The sequence below is a fragment of the Mycobacterium sp. IS-1496 genome, from assembly GCF_001499995.1.
In the GTDB taxonomy this organism is placed as follows: Bacteria; Actinomycetota; Actinomycetes; order Mycobacteriales; family Mycobacteriaceae; genus Mycobacterium.
Map to the genome: position 1 here is coordinate 14704 of NZ_LQIU01000032.1, position 17563 is coordinate 32266.

The 17563-nt window shown below is 69.9% G+C and carries 17 protein-coding genes; 7 read left to right on the top strand and 10 right to left on the bottom strand.

Going from position 1 to position 17563, the window contains the following annotated elements; translation table 11 throughout:
- The first annotated feature begins 11 nt into the window (after nucleotides 1-11).
- Together AU195_RS16690 and AU195_RS16695 are read left to right on the top strand one after the other, a co-directional pair.
- The gene (locus AU195_RS16690; RefSeq protein ID WP_059160176.1) at nucleotides 12-554 is read left to right on the top strand and encodes a TetR/AcrR family transcriptional regulator; all 543 of its coding nucleotides are present in this window, start codon (nucleotides 12-14) and stop codon (nucleotides 552-554) included.
- The gene (locus AU195_RS16695) at nucleotides 551-2119 is read left to right on the top strand and encodes an MFS transporter (RefSeq protein ID WP_059160177.1); all 1569 of its coding nucleotides are present in this window, start codon (nucleotides 551-553) and stop codon (nucleotides 2117-2119) included. Before AU195_RS16690 ends, AU195_RS16695 begins: the two co-directional genes overlap by 4 nt.
- Here the strand turns inward: AU195_RS16695 and AU195_RS16700 are convergent.
- The 5 genes from AU195_RS16700 to clpB all read right to left on the bottom strand — a co-directional run bounded on the left by AU195_RS16700 (nucleotide 2021) and on the right by clpB (nucleotide 7975).
- The gene (locus AU195_RS16700; RefSeq protein WP_059160178.1) at nucleotides 2021-2677 is read right to left on the bottom strand and encodes a TrmH family RNA methyltransferase; all 657 of its coding nucleotides are present in this window, start codon (nucleotides 2675-2677) and stop codon (nucleotides 2021-2023) included. The genes AU195_RS16695 and AU195_RS16700 overlap by 99 nt on opposite strands.
- A complete protein-coding gene (locus AU195_RS16705; RefSeq protein WP_059160179.1) occupies nucleotides 2670-3566 on the bottom strand; it encodes a hypothetical protein in 897 nt (298 codons plus the stop codon). Before AU195_RS16705 ends, AU195_RS16700 begins: the two co-directional genes overlap by 8 nt.
- Nucleotides 3567-3572: 6 nt before the next feature.
- Complete coding sequence (locus tag AU195_RS16710; protein WP_059160180.1) at nucleotides 3573-4349, bottom strand: SDR family NAD(P)-dependent oxidoreductase; 777 nt, start codon at nucleotides 4347-4349, stop codon at nucleotides 3573-3575.
- A 15-nt stretch (nucleotides 4350-4364) separates the two neighbouring features.
- Nucleotides 4365-5231, bottom strand: coding sequence for a trehalose monomycolate transport factor TtfA (gene ttfA / locus AU195_RS16715; protein WP_059160181.1), 867 nt, complete (start codon nucleotides 5229-5231; stop codon nucleotides 4365-4367).
- Nucleotides 5232-5428: 197 nt separating this feature from the next.
- On the bottom strand, nucleotides 5429-7975 hold the full coding sequence (gene clpB, locus AU195_RS16720) for an ATP-dependent chaperone ClpB (RefSeq protein WP_059160182.1): 2547 nt from the start codon (nucleotides 7973-7975) through the stop codon (nucleotides 5429-5431).
- 161 nt (nucleotides 7976-8136) lie between these two features.
- Here clpB and AU195_RS16725 point away from each other — a divergent pair, with 161 nt between their 5' ends.
- Both AU195_RS16725 and AU195_RS16730 read left to right on the top strand, forming a co-directional pair.
- Nucleotides 8137-8760, top strand: coding sequence for a CYTH domain-containing protein (locus tag AU195_RS16725; protein WP_059160183.1), 624 nt, complete (start codon nucleotides 8137-8139; stop codon nucleotides 8758-8760).
- A gap of 31 nt (nucleotides 8761-8791) precedes the next feature.
- A complete protein-coding gene (locus AU195_RS16730; protein WP_059160184.1) occupies nucleotides 8792-9457 on the top strand; it encodes a GAP family protein in 666 nt (221 codons plus the stop codon).
- Here the strand turns inward: AU195_RS16730 and AU195_RS16735 are convergent.
- A complete protein-coding gene (locus tag AU195_RS16735; protein ID WP_059160185.1) occupies nucleotides 9414-10082 on the bottom strand; it encodes a TetR/AcrR family transcriptional regulator in 669 nt (222 codons plus the stop codon). The two genes, AU195_RS16730 and AU195_RS16735, sit on opposite strands and share 44 nt — an antisense overlap.
- Nucleotides 10083-10179: 97 nt before the next feature.
- Between AU195_RS16735 and AU195_RS16740 the strand changes: the two genes are divergently transcribed.
- From AU195_RS16740 to AU195_RS16750, 3 genes are read left to right on the top strand one after another with little or no spacing between them, the layout of a single operon-like run.
- On the top strand, nucleotides 10180-11178 hold the full coding sequence (locus AU195_RS16740; protein ID WP_059160186.1) for a hypothetical protein: 999 nt from the start codon (nucleotides 10180-10182) through the stop codon (nucleotides 11176-11178).
- 16 nt (nucleotides 11179-11194) lie between these two features.
- Complete coding sequence (locus AU195_RS16745; RefSeq protein ID WP_059160187.1) at nucleotides 11195-12361, top strand: FAD-binding oxidoreductase; 1167 nt, start codon at nucleotides 11195-11197, stop codon at nucleotides 12359-12361.
- Nucleotides 12362-12408: 47 nt separating this feature from the next.
- A complete protein-coding gene (locus tag AU195_RS16750; protein WP_059160188.1) occupies nucleotides 12409-13311 on the top strand; it encodes an aldose 1-epimerase in 903 nt (300 codons plus the stop codon).
- Here AU195_RS16750 and AU195_RS16755 read toward each other — a convergent pair.
- The 4 genes from AU195_RS16755 to dnaK are packed head-to-tail and all read right to left on the bottom strand — an operon-like array spanning nucleotide 13308 to nucleotide 17420.
- Nucleotides 13308-13697 carry a heat shock protein transcriptional repressor HspR gene (locus AU195_RS16755; RefSeq protein ID WP_059160189.1) on the bottom strand — a complete coding sequence of 130 codons (390 nt, stop codon included), beginning with the start codon at nucleotides 13695-13697 and terminating at the stop codon, nucleotides 13308-13310. The two genes, AU195_RS16750 and AU195_RS16755, sit on opposite strands and share 4 nt — an antisense overlap.
- Nucleotides 13698-13699: 2 nt before the next feature.
- A complete protein-coding gene (gene dnaJ, locus AU195_RS16760) occupies nucleotides 13700-14878 on the bottom strand; it encodes a molecular chaperone DnaJ (protein WP_059160190.1) in 1179 nt (392 codons plus the stop codon).
- Between the two features lie 32 nt (nucleotides 14879-14910).
- Entirely contained in the window at nucleotides 14911-15555 is a 645-nt protein-coding gene (gene grpE / locus AU195_RS16765; RefSeq protein ID WP_059160191.1) for a nucleotide exchange factor GrpE, read from the bottom strand.
- The gene (gene dnaK, locus AU195_RS16770) at nucleotides 15552-17420 is read right to left on the bottom strand and encodes a molecular chaperone DnaK (RefSeq protein ID WP_059160192.1); all 1869 of its coding nucleotides are present in this window, start codon (nucleotides 17418-17420) and stop codon (nucleotides 15552-15554) included. Before dnaK ends, grpE begins: the two co-directional genes overlap by 4 nt.
- Nucleotides 17421-17563 lie beyond the last annotated feature (143 nt).

The following is a 17563-nucleotide window of genomic DNA, read 5'->3' on the forward strand; positions in this document are numbered from 1 at the left end:
ACTCTCGCTTCATGGCGACGGATCGGGAGGCTCTGCTGCGCGCTGCCGCGGACTTCCTGGGGCGTCGGCCGAACGCGACGGTGGACGAGATCGCGGCCGCGGTCGGGGTGAGCCGGGCGACGTTGCACCGGCACTTCGCCGGGAAACCGGCGTTGATGGCCGCACTGGACGACCTCGCGATCGCCGAGATGCGCACCGCGGTCGACGCGGCGCGGCTGTCGGAGGGTTCGGCCGCCGACGCGTTGCGCCGGCTGGTCACCGCCTGTCGGCCGGTGTCGCCGTATCTGGCGCTGCTCTACAGCCAGAGCCAGGACATCGACGATGACCAGTCCATGCAGGGCTGGGCCGAGTCCGACGCCGCGATCACCGCACTGTTCGAACGCGGCCAGCGCTCCGGTGAGTTCCGTCCCGACCTGACCGCGGCCTGGCTGACCGAAGCGCTCTACAGCCTGGTCGCCGGCGCCGGTTGGTGCATCCAGGTCGGCCGCGCGGCCGGCCGCGACTTCGAGCGCATGATCTCCGAACTACTGCTGACTGGAGTGCAGACCTCATGACCCGCCGCTGGCTCGCCCTGGGTGTGCTCACCCTCGCGGTCCTCCTCATCGGCATCGACGGCACCGTCCTGGCGCTCGCGACACCGTTCATCAGCAGCGATCTGCACACCTCCGCGACCGAACTGCTGTGGATCGGCGACATCTACTCGTTCGTGCTCGCCAGCCTGCTGATCACGATGGGCAGCCTCGGGGACCGCATCGGCCACCGCAAGCTCCTGCTTAGCGGGGCAACGTTTTTCGCGGTGGTCTCCGTGGCCACCGCGTACGCCCCCACCGCCGAGGCGCTGATCGGCGCCCGCGCGCTGCTCGGCGTCGCGGGGGCGACGTTGGCGCCGGCCACCCTCGCGCTGATCCGCGGCATCTTCACCGACGCGCGCCAGCGCTCCATGGCCGTCGGCATCTGGGCGGCGGCGTTCTCGGCAGGCGCCGCCCTCGGCCCGGTGGTGGGTGGCGTTCTGCTCGAACACTTCTGGTGGGGATCGGTGTTCCTGATCAACGCGCCCGTGATGGTCGTGTTGCTGATCGGCGGGCTCACCCTGCTGCCCGAGCACCGCAATCCCGAACCTGGGCCGTGGGATCTGCCCAGCGTCGGGTTGTCGATGGTCGGCATCCTGAGCGTGGTCTACGCGATCAAGGAGACCGCAGCGCACGGCCCGCGGTTGAGCGCGCTGGCGGCCGCCCTCGTCGGCGTGCTCGCGCTGACGGTGTTCGTGCGCAGGCAGTTGCGGCTGCCCAGCCCGTTGATCGACGTCCGGCTTTTCGCCAATCGCGCGTTCTCGGGTGTCGTCGGGGCGAATCTACTCTCTGTGCTGGGCCTTTCGGGTCTGGTCTTCTTCCTGTCGCAGTACTTCCAGCTGGTGCAGGGGTACAGCCCGCTGGGCGCCGGACTCGCCGAACTTCCCGCGGCGGTGACCGCGACGGTGTTCGGGGTGCTGGCCGGGTTCGCGGTGCGCCGCTGGACCCAGCGCGCCGTGCTGACCACGGGTCTCGCCCTGGTAGGCGTCGCGATGGCCACGCTCACGACCATCCACCCGACGTCGCCGTACCCGCACCTCGGCATCGCCCTGTTCGTCGTCGGCGTGGGACTGGGCCTGGCGTTCACCGTCGCCAGCGACGTCATCCTGGCCAGCGTTCCGCGCGAACGCGCCGGCGCGGCGGCCGCCGTCTCCGAAACTGCCTACGAACTGGGCATGGCACTGGGCATCGCGGTCATCGGGTCGATCCTGACCGGCGTGTACCGGACTCTCGTTGTGCCGCCGGGTCTTTCACCCGCCGCGGCGACACAGGCCCGCGACTCGCTGGCCGCGGCCACCGACGTGGCCGCAGGCCTGCCGCCCGCGCAGGGCGGTGCGCTGCTCGACGCGGCGCGCGAATCCTTCAGCAGCGGACTGGCGATCGCGTCCGGTGTCGGTGCGGCGCTGATGCTGACCTCGGCGGTGACGGTGTGGGTGTTGCTGCGCGAGCGGTTACCAGGCCCTGCCGAGGTCGGCGTGCTGGACGATCCAGGTGTGCATGGCGATGCCGGCGGCGACAGCCGCGTTGATACTGCGTGTCGAGCCGAATGAGGCGATCGACACCGTCAGCCGGGCACCGGTTTTCGCGTCGTCGGTGATGCCGGGCCCCTCCTGACCGAAGATCAGCAGGCAGTCGCGCGGCAGCTCGGTGTGCTCGAGCGGGACGGCTCCTGCGACGTTGTCCACCGCGACGGCGGTCAGGCCCGCCCCGGCCGCGAAGTCGAGCAGTTCGGCCGTGCTGTCGTGGTGCCGCAGCCGCTGGTAGCGGTCGGTGACCATGGCGCCCCGGCGGTTCCAGCGGCGGCGGCCGACGATGTGCACGGTGTCGACCGCGAAGGCGTTGGCGGTGCGCACCACCGAACCGATGTTGGCGTCGTTGCCGAAGTTCTCGATCGCGATGTGCAACGGGTGCCTGCGCCGGTCGATGTCGGCGACGATCGCCTCGCGGGTCCAGTAGCGGTAGGCGTCGACGACGTTGCGGGTGTCGCCGTCGCGCAGCAGGTCCGGGTCGTAGCGTGGATCGTCGGGCGGGTCGCCGGGCCGTTCCCGGGCCCACGGTCCGACGCCGGGGCCCTCACCCCACTCGGTCGGGCCGGGCGCCTCAGTCACCGGTGGTCCACAGCGCGGCGTGGGTCCCGATCACCGACACCGAGGCGAACAGCAGCGCCTGGTTGATCTCGCCCTGCGTGCACAGCGAGGCGCGCAGGTTCACCGCGTCGCGCGACGCCTCCGGGAGCACCAGCACCGACGCCCCGTACGCCGCGCACGCGAAACTGAGCCCCTTACCAGGCAGCGTGGGCGCGACGACGATCATCAGCGGGCCGCCGCGGCGGGCGGAGTCCTCGCGGTACCGGCTCGCCAGACCGTCGATCTGCAGCCCGAGCAGCATGTAGCCGTTGCCGCTGAAGGCCTCCGGGTCGCCCAGTGCGGCCTGGTTCAGCTGGGCGCCGTCGGCACGGAACGCGTCGAGGCTGGTGGTCTTCATCGTGAGGCCGGTCTCGGTGTCCTTGGTGGGCAGCAGCCCGACCGGGAACGCCGCGGCGTAGGCGACGGTGGTCCCGGCCATCCTGTCCTGCGGCGAATACGCGTAGATGCCGCGCACCTGGTTCTGGTCCCGCTGCGGGCCCAGACACACTGTGCCGCTGAGTCGGTCGGGGCTCGGCGCGGACAGCGGGTTGACGTCGAGCGCGTCGACGTTGTCGCAGCCACCGAGCCCGTTCGCCTCGATCGGATGCACCAACGCTCCGTAGAGGCCGAATCGCAGTGATTCGGGTGCGACCGGCTTACCGTCGCCCGAGTGGGCGGCGTCGACGTCGACGAGGACGTGGTCAGCCTCGAACCGCAGATTCGACACGGAGATGTTCCACCCCGAAACCGCCAGCGACTCACCGACTTTCGCGGTCGGCGCGGCGTACGTGTCAGACGTGCCCTCGGCTTCCGAGCAGCCGCTGACCGCGACGAGCAGAACCGTCGCGACGACGGCGATGAGCGCGCGCATCGGCGATCAGGTGCGGCCGCGGCCGCGGCCCACGGTCCTGGTCATGGCGCGGACGAGGCTGCGCGGCACCAGCCGGCTGACGGTGGTCATGGCCTTGTACTGCACGCCGGGCACGATGACGACCTTGTCCTTGGCGACGTCGGCGATGCAGTCACCGACGACGTCGTCGACCTCGAGCCACATCCACGACGGCGTCCCGGACATCTCGATGCCGGCGCGCTGGTGGAATTCGGTGCGGATGAACCCGGGACACAACGCGTGCACCCCCACCCCGGTGCCGCCGAGCCCGTTGGCCAGCCCCTCGGAGAACGCGATCACCCACGCCTTCGACGCCGAGTACGTCGACCCGCGGCCGGGCAGCAGACCCGCGGCGCTCGCGACGTTGATCACCGTGCCGGCGTGCGCGTCGAGCATCGGCGGCAGGGCGGCGTGGGTGAGCTGCATGACCGCGGTGACGTTGACGTCGAGCTGGGATTGCAGCAGCGGGTAGTCGGCGGTCCAGAACTCCCCGGCGGTGCCGAAGCCGGCGTTGTTGACGAGCACCCGGACGCCTTGGGCCAACCGCTCGGCGACCTTCGCGCGGTCATCGGCGTCGGCGAGGTCGGCCGGCAGCACCTCGACGGCGGCGCCGGTCTCGGCACGCAGGCCGTCCGCGAGGGCTTCCAGGCGGGTGACGTCGCGGGCGACGAGGACGAGGTCGTAACCGTCGGCGGCGTAGCGGCGGGCGAAGCCCTCACCGAGGCCGGAGGTCGGTCCGGTGATCAGAGCGACAGGACGTGGCATCGCGTCTGGGCGCGCTCAGCGCTGGAAGTTCGGCGACTGGTGCCCGTTGCGTGCCGGCGGGGGCCGGTGCGCGGTGTCGGGGCGCGCCGGGGGCGGACCGTCGGGACGGCCGGCCTCCGGACGCTGCGCATACGGGCGGCCCGGGGCGGCGGGGCCGGGACGGCCTGCGTCGGGGCGGCCCTGCGACGGTTCCGGCTGGCGGTGCGGTCCGGGGCTGATCGGCCGGCTCGGTGAACCGCTGCGCCGGGCGACGGCCTGCACGGAATCGGTCTGCGGGATGGGGGGCAGCACGCGCAGCAGGTCGTTGAACTGCCGCACGGTGCGCAGCCCCTCGTCCCACTGGGCGCGGGTGCTGGTGACCGGCATGCTGATCAGCGTCCAGTGCTGCTCGTTCCACATGATCTCGGCGCAGTCGGGCGCGGTGTGGGCGAAGGTGACCATGCGCCGGTCGCAGGCACGGCGGGCCGCGTCGAGGTTGGTGGAGTACACCATCCGGGGCCCGATCGCACCGAGCAGCCAGATGTCGTTCTCGCGCGGCTCCTTGATGCCCTTGAGCCGCATGTCCACGACCACGTTGGTACCGACCTTGCGGTGCAGCGCGATGACGGTGGCGACGTCCTCGAGATCGAAGATGAACACCGCCTCGCCGCGGATCTGGCCGAGCACGACGTTCTTGGCGGTGACGTCGCCGACGGTGGACATGACGCCGCGTTTCCAGCGGGTGAGGATGTCGGCGGATTCGTGTTCGTAGTCGAAGCCGTGCGACTTGGCCCACGACTTCCGGCGTCGGCCGAGCCCGCGTCGACGGTCGATGTCGACGTAAAGAAGCACGGCTGCACCCACGAAGCAGAGCGCAGACAGCGTGAACCAGAGCGGGACCATCGGGCCTAGCCTACTTGCTGGTACCGCTTTCACCCGAACTCAAGTTGGTCACAACCCCGTCTCAGGCGCATGCGTCTCACCGGTCACAGTGGTTGTGCGCGGCGGCGCGGGGCGGACGCGAGAACCCCGCCACGCCGGAGCGTGACGGGGTTCCATGGGGCGACGTCAGCCCAGTTCGAGGGTCTTCGCGCGAGCGCTCAGCCCAGGACCAGGGTTTCGCCGTCGGCGCTGACGTTGACCGGCACGACGTCACCGTCGTGCACGTCGCCGGCCAACAGCATCTTGGCCAGTTGGTCGCCGATGGCCTGCTGCACCAACCGGCGCAGCGGCCGGGCGCCGTAGAGCGGGTCGAATCCCCGGTCGGCCAGCCACTTCTTCGCCGGCAGCGACACCTCGAGCGTCAACCGGCGCTGCGCAAGCCGCTTGGCCAGCTGCTGCAACTGGATGTCGACGATGTGGACCAGCTCCTCGGGGTTGAGCCCGTCGAAGACGATCACGTCGTCGAGCCGGTTGATGAACTCCGGCTTGAACGCCGAGCGCACCGCCGCCATCACCATCTCCTCGGTGCCCCCGGCGCCCAGGTTGGACGTCAGGATCAGGATGGTGTTGCGGAAGTCGACCGTGCGGCCCTGACCGTCGGTCAACCGGCCCTCGTCGAGCACCTGCAGCAGCACGTCGAACACGTCCGGGTGGGCCTTCTCGATCTCGTCGAACAGCACCACCGTGTAGGGCCGACGGCGCACCGCCTCGGTCAGCTGACCGCCCTGGTCGTAACCGATGTAGCCGGGAGGCGCACCGACCAGGCGGGCGACGGAGTGCTTCTCGCCGTATTCGCTCATGTCGATGCGGACCATCGCCCGTTCGTCGTCGAACAGGAACTCCGCGAGCGCCTTGGCCAGCTCGGTCTTACCGACACCGGTCGGGCCCAGGAACATGAACGACCCGGTCGGGCGGTTGGGGTCGGCCACGCCCGCGCGTGACCGGCGCACCGCATCGGACACCGCGACGACGGCTTTGCGCTGGCCGACGACCCGCTTGCCGAGTTCGTCCTCCATGCGCAGCAGCTTGGCGGTCTCACCCTCGAGCATGCGGCCGGCGGGGATACCGGTCCACGCCGACACCACCTCGGCGATGTCGTCGGGGCCGACCTCCTCCTTGAGCATGACGTCCTCGCGCGCCTCCGCCTGCGGCACCGCCGCGTCGAGCTTCTTCTCGACCTCGGGGATGCGGCCGTAGCGCAGCTCGGCGGCCTTCTCGAGGTTGCCGTCGCGTTCGGCCCGGTCGGCCTCGCCGCGAAGCGCCTCGAGCTGCTCCTTGAGTTCGCGCACGATGTCGATGGCGTTCTTCTCGTTCTGCCACCGCGTCGTCAGCTCCGCCAGCTTCTCCTTGTAGTCGGCCAGCTCACCGCGCAGTTTCTCCAGCCGCTCCTTCGAGGCGTCGTCCTCCTCCTTGGCCAGCGCCATCTCCTCGATCTCGAGGCGACGGACCAGCCGTTCGACCTCGTCGATCTCGACGGGCCGGGAGTCGATCTCCATCCGCAGCCGGGAGGCGGCCTCGTCGACCAGGTCGATGGCCTTGTCCGGCAGGAAGCGGGCGGTGATGTATCGGTCGGACAGTGTCGCGGCGGACACCAGCGCGGAGTCGGTGATGCGCACACCGTGGTGCACCTCGTAGCGCTCCTTGAGGCCGCGCAGGATGCCGACGGTGTCCTCGACCGAGGGTTCGCCGACGTAGACCTGCTGGAAGCGACGTTCCAGCGCGGCGTCCTTCTCGATGTACTTGCGGTACTCGTCGAGCGTCGTGGCGCCGACCAGCCGCAGCTCACCGCGCGCGAGCATCGGCTTGATCATGTTGCCTGCGTCCATCGACGAATCACCGGTGGCGCCTGCGCCGACGATGGTGTGCAGCTCGTCGATGAACGTGATGATCTGCCCGGCCGAGTTCTTGATGTCGTCGAGGACGGCCTTGAGCCGTTCCTCGAACTCACCGCGGTACTTGGACCCGGCGACCATCGAACCCAGGTCGAGCGAGATGACGGTCTTGTCGCGCAGACTCTCCGGGACGTCGCCCGCGACGATGCGCTGGGCCAGGCCCTCGACGATCGCGGTCTTGCCGACGCCCGGCTCGCCGATGAGCACCGGGTTGTTCTTGGTCCGGCGGCTCAGCACCTGCACCACGCGGCGGATCTCGGTGTCCCGGCCGATCACCGGGTCGAGCTCGCCTTCGCGGGCACGCGCGGTCAGGTCGGTGGAGTACTTCTCCAGCGCCTGGTAGCTGCCCTCGGGGTCCGGGCTGGTGACGCGGGCGCTGCCGCGGACCTTGACGAACGCCTCACGCAGTGCCTGCGGGGACGCCCCCTGGCCGGTCAGCAGCTTGGCGACGTCCGAGTCCCCGGTGGCCAGGCCGACCATCAGGTGTTCGGTGGAGACGTACTCGTCGTCCATCTCCGTCGCGAGCTGCTGGGCGGCGGTGACCGCGGCCAGCGACTCCCGCGACAGCTGCGGCTGGCTGCTGGCGCCGCTGGCGCTGGGCAGCCGGTCGACGAGGCGCTGCGTCTCGGCGCGAATCGTCGCGGGTTCGACGCCGACGGCCTCCAGAAGGGGTGCGGCAATGCCGTCGTTCTGCGTCAGCAGTGCCATCAACAAATGAGCGGGCGCGATCTGGGGATTGCCTGCGGCACTGGCCGCCTGCAACGCCGAAGTCAGCGCCGCCTGGGTCTTGGTCGTCGGGTTGAACGAGTCCACGACACCTCCGATCGTCTGGTTGGAATGCTTCTCGCCATACTCAACGCGGTCAAGGTTGAGTCTGTTCCGCTCAAGTCTGCCCAGTTTTACCAGATTTGTCGTCGACGGGACACGCCTGTTGATTCCGGTGCGACGCGCGCGGCCCGGTTTAGCGTCATCACATGTCCGACTCCCACTACGGCGACTTCGAGTTCGAGCGGAAGTTCTTCGTCCTCGACGTGCCTGCCGTGGCCGCGTCCGACCCGAGTCCGGTCCTGATCGCCCAGGCGTATCTGTTCGCCGCTGACGGCTATGCCGTACGCGTCCGCCTCCAAGGGGCGGCGCCCCCGGAGGTGGACGCCGACCCCGCCATGCTGGTGAAGGCACTCGGCGTGGAGGCGATCGGCACCATGACCGCCAAGGGCCCCGCCGCAGGCGGCACGCGCTACGAGGCCGAGCGCGAACTCGATCCGCTGGTCGCCGGCCAGATCGTGGCGCGGGCAGACCACGTGGTGACCAAGGTGCGGTCGTCGGTCTGGCTGGGCGAGGACGGCTGGGTGATCGACCGCTTCCTGGGCGGCAACGCACCCCTGGTCCTCGCCGAAGTCGAACGCGACAGCCCCGTGGTCGACCTGGCCATACCCTCGTTCTGCACCACCGAGGTGTCCGAGGACGACCGGTTCCGCAACGAATACCTGGCCCACCATCCGTTCGGCACGTGGGCCGGCGCCTACGGCCGGGAACTCGACCTGCTCGGACCGAGTTTCGTCGACACGTTGGGATGCAATCACTTCGACGGGATCTGATACGCCTCCGGCTTGCTAACCTTCACGCACCATGACGGGTAGTTGGGCGACGGTGCTGACCGAACTGATTCCGCTGGCCCTGGTGATCGCGCTCTCGCCGCTGTCGATCATCCCCGCGGTGCTGATGCTGCAAACGCCGCGGCCGCGCCCGACCGGGCTGGCGTTCATGGCGGGGTGGCTGGTCGGCCTCGCGGCGCTGACGGCGATCTTCGTGGCGGTGTCCGGCGCGATCGGCGGTTTCGAGAAGCCGCCGAGTTGGGCGTCGTGGCTGCGCATCGTGATCGGTGCCGCACTGATCGTCTTCGGGCTGATCCGATTCGCGCGCAGGCACGCCTCGTCACACCAGCCGAAGTGGCTGCGCAGCATGACGACGCTGACCCCCGGTAAGGCCGCCGGCGCCGCGGCCGTGCTGACCGTCGTCAACCCCAAGGTGTTGTTCCTCAGTGTCGCAGCGGGTTTGGCGATCGGCTCGGCCGGACTCGGCGATGCCGTGTGGTTGGCGGTAATCTACTTCGCCGTGGTCGCGGGTTCGACGGTGGCGCTGCCGATCCTGGCCTACGCCGTCTCCGGCGGGCGGCTGGACGGTCCGCTCGCCCGGCTCAAGGACTGGATGGAACGCAACCACGCCACCCTGATGGCGGCGATCCTCGTCGTCATCGGACTTCTGGTGCTGTACAAGGGAATTCACGCCCTATAACGGGGGGCAGCCCCAGCTCCTCGGCGTCGGCGGTGAGGTACCGGGTGACCGTCGGGGCGAGCAGCGGGACCAGTTCGTCGCCCGGCAGTGTGGCCAGTGGCGGGATCTTCATGACGTAGCGCAGCATCGCGGTGCCGACGAGCGTGGTGGCGGCCAGCGTGGCGCGTAGGCGCGCATGCTCGTCACCGCCCAGCACGCCCGCCACCGCGGTCAGCACGTAGGTTCGGATGAAGCTCTGGAACGCCTCGTGCGCCTCGCTGCTGGAGGTGGCCGACTGCAGCATCACCACCATGCTCGGGCCGGTCTCGGATGACTCCCAGATCTGCAGGTACACCCGGACCAGCCGGGCGCCCACATCGCCGCCGGCCTCCGACAGCGCCGCCACCAGCACCTGCGGATCGATGATCAGGCGCAGCGATTCGCGGAACAGGTCGAGTTTCGACCCGAACAGGTACAGCACCATCGAGGGGTCGACATGCGCGTCCTTGGCGATGGCCCGCAGTGTCGTGCGCTCGTAACCGTCGGCCGCGAACCGCTTCCTGGCCGCGGTGAGCACGACCTCTCGCGATACCGGCTCCCCTTGGCGGCGGCCGCGGCGCCGCGGCGTATTCGCAGGTGGGGCCATATCGCGACCTTATCATTTCAACGGCTATTGAATAAACGTCCGCGCGGAGTTACGCTCGGGACGCGAATTTCAACAGCAGATGAAAAGGAGTTGGGCCATGACAACGACGTCGTCCCTCCGCACCCACACCCACCGCGAACCGCCGCCGGCCGCCCGCGCCGCAGGCATCGTCATCGCGCTGACGGCGGCCATTGCGATCGTCGCGCTCGCCTTCGCGCTGCCCGCGGCGAAATCCGGCCCCCACGACGTGCCGATCGGCGTCGCGGGCCCGCAGGCGGCCAACGGTCAGGTGGCCGCGATGCTCGACGAGCGGGCTCCCGGGGCCTTCGCGGTCACCTACTACCCCGGCGAGGACGCCCTGCGCGAGGCCATCGCGGACCGGCACGTCTACGGCGGCCTGGCCCTCGGGCCGCAGGGCCGCACACTGCTCATCGCCAGCGGGGCCAGTCCGGCCGTCGCGCAGGTGCTGACCCAGCTCGGCACCGGCATGGCCGCTCAGACGGGCAGCGCCCCGGTCATCGAGGACGTCGCCCCGTTGCCCGACACCGATCCGCGCGGCACCGGCCTGGCCGCCTCGGCCCTGCCGATCACGCTGGCGGGCATCCTCTCGGCGATCGCCATGACCGTCGCCCTGCGCCGGGAGGTCTGGACGCGGTTGACTGCGGCGGTCGTCTTCAGCGGCGTCGCGGCGTGGACGATCGCGGCACTGCTGTACTACGTCCTCGGCTCGTTCGACCAGAACTTCTGGGGTGTGACGGCGGGCCTGACGCTGGGGCTGCTCGCGTGCGCACTGCCCGTCCTCGGACTGGGTGCCCTGTTCGGCCGGGCCGGGTTGGCCGTCGGCGCGGTGCTCGCCGTCCTGGTCGGCAATCCGCTCTCGGGACTGACCAGCGCGCCCGAGATGCTGCCCCGAGGGTGGGGTGAGTTCGGGCAGTGGCTGCCCCAGGGTGCGACGGCCACACTGCTGCGGTCCACGGCGTACTTCGGCGGGGCCGGGGCGATGTCGGCGGTGGTCGTGGCGGCCTGCTGGGCGGTGGCCGGTGCGGCACTCGTCGCCCTGGCTGCGCTGCGGCAACGGGCGGGCACAGCGGACTGATTTACACTCGCACGACGTGGGACTCGACGACCGTGACGCGCTGGTGGTACTGCGCGACGCGGTCGATCCCCGGCGTGGCTCCGACGCGCTGATCGCCGACTTCTACACCCGCTGGTTCGCCGCCGACCTGTCGGTGCGCGACCTCTTCCCCCCGGACATGGCCCGCCAACGGACGGTGTTCGCCGAGGCGATGACCTGGCTGTTCGGCGAACTGATCGCCCAGCGCGCCGAGGAGCCGGTGGCGTTCCTCGCTCAGCTCGGCCGCGACCACCGCAAATACGGTGTGGTGCAACGGCATTACGACACCATGGGCGAGGCGCTGTACGCCGCGCTGCGCAGCCGGCTGGCCGGGCAGTGGTCCGACCGGCTCGCCGAGGCCGCCCGCGACGCCGTCGCGCTGGCCACCGGGGTGATGCGCGGAGCCGCCGATGCCGAAGACGGCCCGCCGTTCTGCGACGGCACCGTCATCGAGCACATCCGCGCCACCCGCGACGTCTCCGTGGTGCGGCTCGAACTCGACCAGCCGCTGGCCTACCACCCCGGCCAGTACGTCACCGTCCAGGTGCCGCAGTGGCCGCGGCGCTGGCGGTACCTCAGCCCGGCGATCCCGGCCGACCCCGACGGGTACGTCGAGTTCCACATCCGGTCGGTGCCCGGCGGCATGGTCAGCACCGCGATCGTCAACGAGACCCGCGTCGGGGACCGGTGGCGGATGTCGAATCCGCACGGCGGGCTGGCCGTCGACCGCGACGGCGGCGACGTGCTGATGGTCGCGGGTAGCACCGGCCTGGCGCCATTGCGGACGCTGATCATGGACATGACGCGGTTCGGGGTCAACCCGCGGGTGCACCTGTTCTTCGGGGGACGGTTCCCCTGCGATCTCTACGACCTCGTGACGCTGTGGCAGATCGCCTCGACGAACCCGTGGCTGTCGGTCACGCCGGTGTCGGAGTACAGCACCGACCCGCCCTGGGCGGTCGACTATCCCGACCCGTCACCGCCGCGCGGTCTGCACGTCCGCCAGACGGGGCGGCTGGACCAGGTGGTCACCCGGTACGGCAACTGGGGCGACCGGCAGATCCTGATCTGCGGCGGGGTGGCGATGACCGAAGCCACCAAGGCCGCGTTGATCGCCAAAGGCGCTCCCCCCGAACGCATTCAGCACGACCCGCTGACCACCTGATCCGACGGCCCGGCCATCGACCGGCCGCTCCGTGCCACACTGGCGACGTGGCCGAAATCGAACCCGTCACCCTGCATGACCCGTCGTCATCGGTGACCGCGACCTATGTGCCCACCGCGGGGATGATCTGCACGTCGCTGGCCGACGACGGCGTCGAGTTCCTCGGCCAGCGCCGCGGTGTGCAGGCCTACATCACCAGCGGTAAGACGATGGGCATCCCGATCCTCTACCCGTGGGCGAACCGGTTGAGCGCCACGAAGTATGCGATCGACGGTGGCGTGGTGACGCTCACCCCGGGTGTCGCCGGCGTCCGCACCGACGAACACGGCGTACCGATCCACGGCGTGCTGGGCGCCTACCCGGGCTGGGTGGTGGTCGAACAGACCGCCGACACGCTGGTCGCCGAGGTGAACTGGTCCGACCGGCCACGGCTGCTGGCGACGTTCCCGTTCCCGCACGTGTTGACCATGGCGGTGACACTGGCCGACCGCACGCTGACCGTGGAGACCACGGTGACGCCGTCGGCCGCGACGCCGGTCCCGCTCTGCTACGGCTATCACCCGTACCTGCAGATCCCGGACGTCCCGCGCGCGCAGTGGCGGCTGCGGTCCCCGGCGATGCGCCGCCTGGCCGTCGACACCTGGGGCCTGCCGACGGGCGCCACCGAGCCGTGGGCGGGCGGCGACGCGCCGCTCGGCGACACCGAACTCGACGACGGGTTCGACCAGGTCGGCGACGGCGCGGTGTTCGTCCTCTCCGGCGGCGACCGGCGCGTGCAGGTGACGTTCGAAAAGGGTTACCCGGCAGCGCAACTCTTCGCACCGGGCAGCGACGACCTGATCGCCGTCGAACCGATGGCCGCGCCGACCGATGCGCTGCGGCGCGAGAACCATCGGGTCGCCGTCCCGGGGGAACCGGACACGAGCCGGTTCTCCATCAGGATCGCCTAGCGACCGCGGCCCTGCCGCGGCTGCCAGACGACCAGCGCGGTGCTCTTCGTCGGCACCGCGATGTCACGGCGCTGGTTGGCGCGCAGCTCCTCGACCTCACGGACCAGTTCCCTGACGCGGGACTGCAACGCCTCCACCTGGTTGGTCAGCTCGATGATGCGTTTGATCCCCGCCAGGTTGACGCCCTCGTCCTGCGACAACCGCTGCACCTCGCGCAGCAGGTCGACGTCGCGTTCCGAGTACCGCCTGCCGCCACCGGAACTGCGCTGGGGGCTGACCAGGCCGAGCCGGTCGTAGGTGCGCAGGGTCTGCGCATGCATACCGGCCAACTCGGCGGCGACCGAGATCAGGAAGGTCCGGGCTTCGTCGTGTCGCTTGGCCGCCATGATCAGGCCCCCGCCCAGCCGGCCCGCGGGTCGAATCCGCTCGCCCGCTCGGCCTTGGCATAGGCCTCGAGCGCTTCGGCGGCCTCACCCTCGAGGTTCGGCGGAACCGCCACCTTGACGGTGACCAGCAGGTCGCCGTGCCCGCCACCGCGTTTGGGCACACCCCGGCCACGCACCCGCAGGATGCGGCCGTCCGAGGTGCCCTTCGGCACCCGCACACCCACCTTGCCCTCCAGTGTCGGAACCGAAAGCGTTGTGCCCAGGGCCAACTCGTGGAAGCTGACGGGCACCGCCACGGTGAGGTCGTCACCGTCGCGGCCGAACACCTTGTCGGGGCGCACATGGACCGTCACGTACAGGTCGCCCGAGGGCGCCCCGCGCAGACCCGCCTCGCCCTGACCGGCCAACCGGATCCGCTGACCGTCCTCCACACCCGGGGGGATCCGCACGTTGATCGTGCGGGTCCTGGTGGTCACGCCGGTGCCTTTGCACTCGCCGCACGGGTGCTCGATGATCGAGCCGCTGCCCTTGCACTCGGTGCACGGTTCGGAGAATCCGAACGCGCCCTGGTTGCGGTTGACCACTCCGGCGCCGTTGCAGTTCGGGCACACCTTCGGGCTGGTGCCCGGACGTGCGCCGCTGCCATGGCAATTCGTGCACGGGGCCGGGCTGGTCAGCCGCAACGGCATCGCCACACCCTTGGTGGCCTCGAGGAACGACAGCTCGGTCTCGGTCTCGAGGTCGTTACCCCGCCTCGGCCGGCTGGGCCGGGGCGAGGCGCCCCGCCCGAACAGTCCACCGAACAGGTCGCCGATGTTGGCGCCGCCGGTCTGCCCCGCGGCGTCGAACAGATCGTTGAGGTTGAACTCGACTCCGTCACCGCCGCCGCCGAACCCGCCGAATCCCCCACTGCCGCCGCTGAAGCGGCCACGCCCGAAACCGCCGCCGGCGAACAGCCGGCGGGTCTCGTCGTACTCCTTGCGCTTGGCCGGGTCCGACAGCACGCTGTGCGCTTCGGACACGGCCTTGAACCGCTCGGAGGCCGTGGGGTCCGGGTTGGTGTCGGGGTGGAGATCGCGGGCCAGCTTCCGGTAGGCCTTCTTGATCTCGTCCGCGCTGGCGTCAGAGGAGACGCCGAGCTCCTTGTAGAAGTCCTTCTCGACCCACTCGCGTTGGGCCATGCCGCGTCACCTCCTCACCTTTCTCTCGTGGTCTAGTCGTCTGATTCTGCGGCCTCGTGCGGCGCCGCGCCGGCGTTCTCGGCCGTGTCGGCCTCCGGCACCGTGTCCACGACCCCGACGAGCGCGTGGCGCACCACCTGCTCGCCGACCTTGTAGCCACGCCGCATCACGGTGCCGAGGACGGGGTGGGTGCCCTCGCCCTCGTGCTGGACGGCCTCGTGCAGCACGGGGTCGAACTCGTCGCCCTCCTCGCCGTAGGGCGTCAGGCCCAGCCCCTCGAGCGTGCTCACCAGCTTGTCCGCGACCGCCTTGAGCGGGCCGCTGTCGAGGTCGCCGTGGCTTCGCGCCCGGTCGAGGTCGTCGAGGATCGGCAACAGCTGTGCCATCACGCCGGCCTTCGCGCGGTCGGCCGTCAATTGCTGATCGCGCAGTGCCCGCTTGCGGTAGTTCGCGAAATCGGCCTGGACACGCTGCAGGTCGGCGAGCAGTTCACCGGCCTTGTCGGCCTCCTCCGGGGTCTCCCCGGCGAAGGCCTCCGGCGCGGCGTCCGGCGCCGGTCCACTGGGGACCGGGCCGGACGGATCGCGTACCTCACCGGTCACGGGATCGATGCGCCGTTTGTCGGTGACGGTCACCGGCTCGTGCGGATCGCTTCCGCTGTCGAAGGGACGGGTCACTTGTTCTCCCGATCGTCGTCGACGACCTCGGCATCCACGACGTCGTCATCGCTGTTGCCGCCACTGCCTGCCGTGTCCGCACCGGCGCCGCCGGCGGACTGCTCGGCCTGGGTGGCCTCGTAGATCGCCTGGCCGAGGGCCTGGCTCTCGGTGCCGAGCTTCTCCATCGCCGCCTTGATCGCGCCGATGTCGGTGCCGGCCAGGGCCGTCTTGGCCTCGGAGATCGCGCCGTCGACCTTGGTCAGGACATCCTCGGGGACCTTGCTGCCACCCTCGGCTTCGCGCTGCTCCTTGACGAACTTCTCCGTCTGGTAGACCAGCGTCTCGGCCTGGTTGCGGACGTCGGCCTCTTCGCGGCGCTGACGATCTTCGTCGGCGTGCGCCTCGGCGTCCTTGATCATCCGGTCGATCTCCTCCTTGGACAGGCCGGAGCCCTCCTGGATGCGGATCGTGTTCTCCTTGCCGGTGCCCTTGTCCTTCGCGGTGACGTGCACGATGCCGTTGGCGTCGATGTCGAAGGTCACCTCGATCTGGGGCACACCGCGCGGCGCCGGCGGGATGCCGGTCAGCTCGAAGCTGCCGAGCAGCTTGTTGTGCGAGGCGATCTCACGCTCACCCTGGAAGACCTGGATCTGCACCGACGGCTGATTGTCGTCGGCCGTGGTGAAGGTCTCGGACCGCTTGGTCGGGATCGTGGTGTTGCGCTCGATGAGCTTGGTCATCACGCCGCCCTTGGTCTCGATGCCCAGCGACAGCGGGGTCACGTCGAGCAGCAGGACGTCCTTGACCTCACCCTTGAGCACGCCGGCCTGCAGGGCGGCGCCGACGGCGACGACCTCGTCCGGGTTCACGCCCTTGTTGGGCTCCTTGCCGCCGGTCATCTCCTTGACCAGCTCGGAGACCGCGGGCATCCGGGTGGAGCCGCCGACCAGGACCACGTGGTCGATGTCGCCGACCGAGATGCCGGCGTCCTTGATCACCGACTGGAACGGCTGGCGCGTGCGGTCGAGCAGGTCCTGGGTGATGCGCTGGAACTCGGCGCGCGTGAGCTGCTCGTCGAGGAACAGCGGGTTCTTGTCGGCGTCGACGGTGATGTAGGGCAGGTTGATCGAGGTGCTCTGGCTCGAGCTCAGCTCGATCTTGGCCTTCTCGGCGGCCTCACGCAGCCGCTGCATGGCCATCTTGTCCTTGGTCAGGTCGATGCCGCTGGTGCCCTTGAACTTGTCGACGAGCCACGTCACGACGCGCTCGTCCCAGTCGTCGCCACCGAGGTGGTTGTCACCGCTGGTGGCGCGGACCTCGACGACGCCCTCGCCGATCTCGAGCAGCGAGACGTCGAAGGTGCCGCCACCGAGGTCGAAGACCAGGATGGTCTGTTCCTTCTCGCCCTTGTCGAGGCCGTAGGCCAGCGCCGCGGCGGTCGGTTCGTTGACGATGCGCAGCACGTTGAGGCCGGCGATCTGGCCGGCTTCCTTGGTGGCCTGCCGCTGGGCGTCGTTGAAGTAGGCGGGCACGGTGATGACGGCGTCGGTGATGTCCTCGCCGAGGTAGCTCTCCGCGTCGCGCTTCAACTTCATCAGCGTGCGCGCGCTGATCTCCTGGGCGGTGTACTTCTTACCGTCGATCTCGGTGCTCCAGTCGGTGCCCATGTGCCGCTTGACCGACCGGATGGTGCGGTCGACGTTGGTCACTGCCTGGTTCTTGGCGGGCTGTCCGACCAGCACTTCACCGTTGCGCGCGAACGCGACGACGGACGGCGTCGTGCGCGAGCCCTCGGAGTTGGCGACGACGACGGGGTCGCCACCCTCCAGCACTGCGACGACGGAGTTGGTGGTCCCGAGGTCGATTCCGACCGCACGAGCCATGGTGTGTCCTCCTTGTTACCGACTACTACGTTTGTGGGGTCTGAGCGGACCGCACTCAAGCCTGCTCCGCCGGACGCCCGGCTGTCAACTCAGACTTGAGCGGGTTTCACTCAACTTGTCGAAAGGCTCAACGGGTCGTCCGG